Here is a 6,774-nt window from a genome sequence, read left to right as displayed (position 1 = left end):
CCGGAACCCACGAATCTTCACCTGCTCATCCGCACGCCCCACGAACACCAGGTCACCGTCGGGCGTCCACCGCACCAGGTCACCCGTGCGATACACCCGCTCCCCGGCCCCGAACGGGGACGCCACAAACCGCTCCGACGTCAACCCCGGCTGCCCCAGATACCCCCGGGCGAGCCCGCCCCCGGCCACATACAGCTCACCCGCCACTCCAGCCGGGACGGGCTGCAAATACCGGTCGAGCACGAACACCTGCGCATCGTCGCGGGGGCCGCCGATCGGCAGCACACCCGCCAACTCCTCGTCCGCGGCCAGTTCGAAGGTGGTCGCGCACAGCGTCACCTCGGTCGGCCCGTACAGATGCCGCACCACCACACCCGGACAGGCCGCCCGCACCGCCTCCACCGCCGAAACCGGAACCACATCACCACCGGTCAACACCTCACGCACACCCGCGAACGACCCCGGCGACTCCTCCGCCAGCAACCCCAGCAACCCGGCCGTCACATGCACATGAGACAACCCATGCACGTCGATCAGCCGCTGTAGCTCACGGCTTTCGACCGCCCCGGGTGGCGCGACGACCACCGCACCACCACTGACCAACGGCACCCAGATCTCATAGGTGGAAGCGTCGAACACATGGGGAGCGTGCAGCAGCACCCGATCCCCCGCACCCACACCCCAGCCGCTGTCGACGGCCAGCCCCGCCACGCCGCCATGCGTGGCGACCACACCCTTCGGCACCCCGGTCGACCCCGACGTGAACATCACATACGCCGCGTCCTCCGCGCCCACAGGGACCCGGACCCGGCCGCCACCAGTCCCCTCCTCCAGCACCTCCGAAGGGTCGTCCACCACCACGCTCACACCAGCGAGCACCGCCTGACGCCGCGCCTCCGGCCAACCCGGATCCACCGGCACATACGCGGCGCCCGCCTTCAACACACCCAACAACACACCGACCAGCTCAGCCGACCGGCCCATCACCACACCGACCAGACCACCCCGACCCACACCACGACCCACCAGCCCGAGCGCCACACGATCCGCGAACACGTCCAGATCCGCATACGACCACACCCGGCCCCCATCGACCACCGCCACCGCATCCGGCGCCACTTCGACCCGTTCCTCGAACAGGTCGACCAGCGAGCCGCCGGAACCGCCGGTGCCGCCCCAGCGCGTCACCACCAGGTCGCGGCCGGCCTGGTTCAGCAGGGTCGCGCGGCCCACCGGGAGGTCCGGGGAGGCGACCACGGCTTCCAGGAAGCGGACGAACGGTTCCCGGTGGGCGAGGGCCTCGGGGGCGGAGTTCGTCTCGAACTCGATGGACGGTTCGTCGCCGCCGCGCACCACGATCGACAGTTCGTCCACCGGACGGATGGACAGGTCGTGGGCGGTCGCGGGGGCACCGGCGAAGTCCAGGACCCGTTCGAAGCCGATGATGTTGAGGACGGGGCCGAAGTACCGCCCGGCGGGCCAGCCGAGCTCCCGCCGCAGGTCCTCGCCCCGGAAGCGCTGGCGCCGCACCGTGTCCCTGAGCGAGTCGCGCACCCGCCCGGTGAGGTCGAGCAGGGTCGCGCCGGGCGAGACGTCCAGCCGGAACGGCAGGACGTTGGCCAGCGTGCCGGGGGTGCGTCCGGCCAGCGGGCTGATGCGGCCGGTCATCGCGAGGCTGAACACGGTGTCGCCGCCGTCGGCCAGCCGTCCGAAGTACGCCGCCGTGGCCGCGGTGACCACGCTGGACCAGTTGGTGCCGGCGCGCCGTGCCAGGTCCCGGAGCCGTTCGCCGAGGGGTGCCCGCACCGCGTCCCGGCGGAACTCGCCGGGCGCCGCGCCGGAGCCGAGGGTCACCGGGTCGGGCCGGTCGGCGAAGCCCTCGGTCCAGTGCGCGCGGTCGGCGGCGAAGTCGGCGGACTCGCGGTAGGCGCGCTCCTCCTCCAGCAGGTCGCGCAGTGAGCCGAACCGCGCCGACCCCGGTTCACGGCCCCGCACCAGCGCGGTGTAGACCTCGGCGACGCGGCGGGCGATCAGCGACCAGCCGTAGGCGTCCATCACCACGTGGTTGTAGCGCTGGTACCAGAAGTACCGGTCGGGCGAGAGGCGGAACAGGGCGAAGGCGAACAGCCGGTCCCGCAGGGGGTCGGCCGGTGCCGCCAGTTCGTCGCGCATCCAGCGTCGCGCGGCCCCTTCCGGATCGGGCTCCCCGCTGACGTCGAGCACGGGAAGGTCCCAGTCCCCGGCGGCGCGCGGAACCTGCCAGGGCCGTTCGTCGTCCTCGACGATCCGGACGTTCAGCACGTCCGCCTCGGCGACGGCCGCGCGGACGGCGCGTGCGAAGGCGGCCTCGTCCACCGGACCCCGGATGTCGAGGAACTCGCCGGAGTTGTACGTCGCGCTGGGCGCCCCGACCCGCTGGGCGAGCCAGAGGTCGTACTGCGCCGCCGACAGCGGAAGACGACGGTTCTCAGCAGGCATCGCGCACCCTCTGCTCGTTCGCCGCGAGGTCGTAGACGTACCTCAGGTTGGGGGCCTCCAGCAGGTCCACGACGTTGATCCGGCGGCCGGTGCGCTGTTCGAGGATGGTGACCAGCCACAGCAGGTGCACCGAGTCCCAGCCCGGGATCTCGTGCAGCGCGCGTTCCAGGTCGTCCTCGGTCAGCGGGAGACCCAGCTCGGCGCGGACGAGCGCGACGAATTCCACGGCACTGTTCATGGCTCCCCCCGAACGGGTTTCACGGCGCTTCATGGACCTCGACGAGACGGATGTGCGGGGGCGGCGGCGGGATCTCGGTGAGCGGGTGCCGGAAGGTCAGCATGGTCCCGTCGTCGGCCTCGTGGACGAACCCGTTGCGCGAATAGAACTCGCGGACCAGGCCGTTGCGGCCGCCGGGCCGGTACCCGGCGAGCACCGCGCCCGCGCCGCGCTCCCGCGCGTGCCGCAGCACCCAGTTCAGGCACGCCTCCTCGACCGACCGGGAGAAGACCCGGCAGCTGAGCAGGAAGTTGTCGATGTGCAGCAGGTCGCCGTGCCAGCGGGCGAGGACCGCTCCGACCAGGCCGCTGTCGCCGAACCTGTCGCCGACGTGCACGGACAGGACGAGCGCCTCGGGGTCCCGCATGAGCCGCCGGACGTCCTGGGGCTGCAGCCGCCGGCCGGTCAGGTTGAACTGGTTGGTGCGCAGCGTGAGCTGGGAGATCCGGGCGGCCTCCGGCTCGGCCGCCCGGCTCACCCGCACCCGGACGTCCAGCTCGCGCAGGTAGTCCTCGACGGAGTCGAAGCGGTCGAGGAACCCCTTGCGGGCCGCCTCCTCCCGGTACCGGGCGGGGCGGACCCGGTCCTCGCCGGTCAGCTCCCGCTGGTCGAACCAGCCGTCGCGCAGCAGCCGCCCGGGGTGCAGGGCGGGTTCGCCGTCCACGTCGACGACGGCGACGCCGGGCAGCTCCCGCCGGACGAGGCCGCGCTCGTAGGCGCTGTCGTCGACGAAGACGAAGCTGTCGACGCCCAGGCCGAGCCGGTCGGCGAGGCCGGCCAGGTTCTCGTGCTTGGGCCGCCAGTTGGCGACGACCTGGACGAAGTCCGCCTCCCGCAGCGCCATCGCCGGATGCTCCCGCAGCGCGCGTTCCACCAGCTCGGGGTCGTTCTTGCTGACGGCGGCCAGCAGCACGCCCTGCGAGCCGAGCTGCTTGGCGACGCGCTGGAACGTCAGGAACGCCTCGCCCCGGTAGCCGCCGCCGATCTCGATGCCGTCCACGCCGTCGTCGCCGAGCACCCCGCCCCACAGCGTGTCGTCCAGGTCGAGCACCAGGCACTTCTTGGTGCGGCCGACGAGGTTCCTGGCCAGGTGGCCGATCTCGCGGGCGTAGGCGGCCAGGAGGTCGTCGGTGAGGTGGGCCTTGGCGTAGGTGCCGAGCCGGTCGTCGCCGACCGGCACGCCCTCGGCGACGAGCGGGTCCAGGTCCACCACCACGACGGACGGGTGGTGTTCGGCCAGCGCCAGCAGCCGGGCGTTCGCCTGCCGCCACACCGCGCCGAGCCGCGCCCGGGAGCGCCAGTCGACGAGCTGGGCGGTGTGGCGGCGCGTCAGCGGCATCGTGTTCAGCACCAGGGTGCCGCGCCCCGCCCGCGTGTACCGCTCCGCCAGCCGCTCGATGAGAGCGACCTTGGCGGTGGCGGCGCGTTCGACGTCCGCCGGGGTCCACGGCACCGGGACCTCGTCGAACACCATGGCCGGGTCGAGCACGCACAGCACCAGGTCGGGCCGCGCGGCGGACAGCTCGCTCGCCGGGTCGCCCAGCTCCCGGACGTACCCGTCGAAGCCGGTGACCGTGGGACGGGCGACCAGGCCGTGCCGGGCGAACTCGGCCCGCAGCGCGGGAGCGAGCGCCGACAGGGTGCCGTGCCCGGTGATGCCGACGGAGACGCCCGGCAGGCCCGGGTGGAGCCGTTCGATCTCGGCCGGGTCGACCCGGTCCAGCAGCCGTCCGGCCCGCGCCAGCTCACCCCGCGCCGGCTCCTGCTCCGCCAGCGCCGCCACGATCCGGCAGACCAGCGGGTACTCGGCGGCCAGGCGACCCGCCGCGGCCAGCTCCAGCAGCGTTCCGGCCGAATGGTCGGCGACCAACCCCGGCACCTCCTCAGCCCGAACCCTGCGGCGGACGGCCACCGGGCATGGGTCCCCCGTTGGGCGGCGGGCCCATCGGCGGTCCCTGCATGGGCGGCGCGCCGGGAGGCGGGCCCTGCATCGGCGGCGGGCCCTGCATCGGCGGCGGTCCCTGCATCGGCGGCGGTCCCTGCATCGGCGGCGGGAACATCATGCCGCCGGGCGGCATCCCCTCCAGCGGCGGCAGTCCGGCGCCGTTCGGGTCGCCGTAGACGGGACCGCCGGGCGTGGGCACCGCGCCGTTCCTGGCGGGCTGCCGGGTGAACTGGGTGCGGTACAGCTCGGCGTAGAGCCCGTCCGCCTCCAGCAGTTCCTCGTGCACGCCGCGCTCCACGACGCGGCCCGCCTCGACGACCAGGATCTGGTCGGCGTCGCGGATCGTGGACAGCCGGTGCGCGATCACCAGCGACGTCCTGCCCTCCAGCGCGGTCTTCAGCGCCCGCTGGATCGCCGCCTCCGACTCGGAGTCCAGATGCGCGGTGGCCTCGTCCAGCACCACGATCGACGGCGCCTTGAGCAGCAGCCGGGCGATCGCCAGGCGCTGCTTCTCACCGCCGGAGAAGCGGTAGCCGCGGTCGCCGACCACGGTGTCCAGGCCGTCGGGCAGGGCGGCGATCAGGTCCCAGATCTGCGCGGCCCGGCACGCCTCGACCAGGTCCCGTTCCTCGGCCCCCGGACGGGCGTACAGCAGGTTCGCCCGCAGGGTGTCGTGGAACAGGTGCGCGTCCTGGGTGACCATGCCGACCGTGTCGCGCAGGCAGTCGAACGTCAGGTCCCGCACGTCGTGCCCGCCGATCCGCACGGTCCCCGACACGGGGTCGTAGAGCCGCGGCACCAGCTGCGTGATCGTCGTCTTGCCCGCGCCCGACGGTCCGACCAGCGCCGTCAGCGTGCCCGCCGGGGCGCGGAACGTGATCCCGTCCAGCGTCAGCGTGTCGTCGGCGCGTTCGGGGGCGGGGGCGGCGTAGCCCTGCAGCGAGGCCAGCGACACCTCCGACGCCCTGGGGTAGCGGAACGACACGGCGTCGAACTCGACCTCCGGGGCGCCGCGCGAGCCGTTCAGCGCGACCGCGCCCGGCTTCTGCGCGATGAGCGGCCTGAGGTCCAGGACCTCGAAGAGGCGGTCGAAGCTGACCAGCGCGGTCATCACGCTCGCCTGCATCGACGACAGCTGGTTGATCGGGCCGAACAGCCGCGTCAGCAGCACGGCCAGCGCCACGAGCGTGCCGAGCTGGAACGAGCCGTCCACCACCAGCACGCCGCCGAGCCCGTACACCACGGCGGTGGCCAGTGCGCCGAGCAGCGTCACCGACACCAGCAGCATCCGCGAGTACACCGTCGTGACCACGCCGATGTCGCGGACCCGTCCGGCCCGGTCGGTGAACAGGCGCTTCTCGCTGTCGGGACGCCCGTACAGCTTGGCCAGCAGCGCGCCGGCGACGTTGAAGCGCTCGTGCATCAGCGTGCCCATCTCGGCGTTGAGCTGCATGGACTCGCGCATCAGGCCCTGCAGCCGGCGGCCCACCAGCCGGCCGGGCAGCAGGAACAGCGGCAGCGCCGCCAGCGCCACCAGGGTGATCTGCCAGGAGAGATAGAACATCGTGCCGAGCACGAGGATCAGCGACAGCAGGCTCGACACCGACTGCGACAGCAGGGTCGTGACGGCCTGCTGGGCCGCGACCACGTCGGTGTTCAGCCGGCTGACCAGGGACCCGGTCTGCGTCCGCGTGAAGAACGCGATCGGCTGCCGCTGGACGTGGTCGAACACCTGGGTGCGCAGGTCGTAGACGAGCCCCTCGCTGATCTTCCCCGAGAGCCAGGTCTCGGTGAACGCCAGGATCGCCTCCAGCAGCGCCAGGCCGGCGACCGCGAGCGCGATCCAGACGACCAGTCCCTTGTCCCTGGGGATGATGCCCTCGTCGATGACCGTCTTGAGCAGGAGGGGGCTCGCCACCTGCGCCACCGCGCCGAGCGAGGTGAGCAGCAGGAGCACGACGATGATCCAGCGGTACGGCCTGGCGTACGGAAGGGCGCGCCGCGCCGTACCGGGCGTGACGCGCTGGCGGGTCGAGTCGGAGTCCTCCCCGAACCCGCGGATCGTCATGACCGG

General features: G+C 72.9%; 4 protein-coding genes. All 4 read right to left on the bottom strand.

The features are described 5' to 3' along the window. Window positions 1-2,478: amino acid adenylation domain-containing protein (locus ABZ801_RS36770; RefSeq protein WP_360707288.1), on the bottom strand; the 2,478-nt coding region annotated here is incomplete at its 3' end. Then, the gene (locus tag ABZ801_RS36765) at window positions 2,468-2,716 is read right to left on the bottom strand and encodes an acyl carrier protein (protein WP_344943167.1); all 249 of its coding nucleotides are present in this window, start codon (window positions 2,714-2,716) and stop codon (window positions 2,468-2,470) included. The genes ABZ801_RS36770 and ABZ801_RS36765, both read right to left, overlap by 11 nt. A gap of 19 nt (window positions 2,717-2,735) precedes the next feature. After that, entirely contained in the window at window positions 2,736-4,625 is a 1,890-nt protein-coding gene (locus ABZ801_RS36760) for an HAD-IIIC family phosphatase (RefSeq protein WP_360707285.1), read from the bottom strand. Window positions 4,626-4,638: 13 nt separating this feature from the next. Further along, window positions 4,639-6,768, bottom strand: coding sequence for an ABC transporter ATP-binding protein (locus ABZ801_RS36755; protein ID WP_360707282.1), 2,130 nt, complete (start codon window positions 6,766-6,768; stop codon window positions 4,639-4,641). Window positions 6,769-6,774 lie beyond the last annotated feature (6 nt).

This window comes from Actinomadura sp. NPDC047616, assembly GCF_040642915.1.
Classification (GTDB): domain Bacteria; phylum Actinomycetota; class Actinomycetes; order Streptosporangiales; family Streptosporangiaceae; genus Spirillospora; species Spirillospora miaoliensis.
This window is presented reverse-complemented; position numbering and strand designations above follow the sequence as displayed.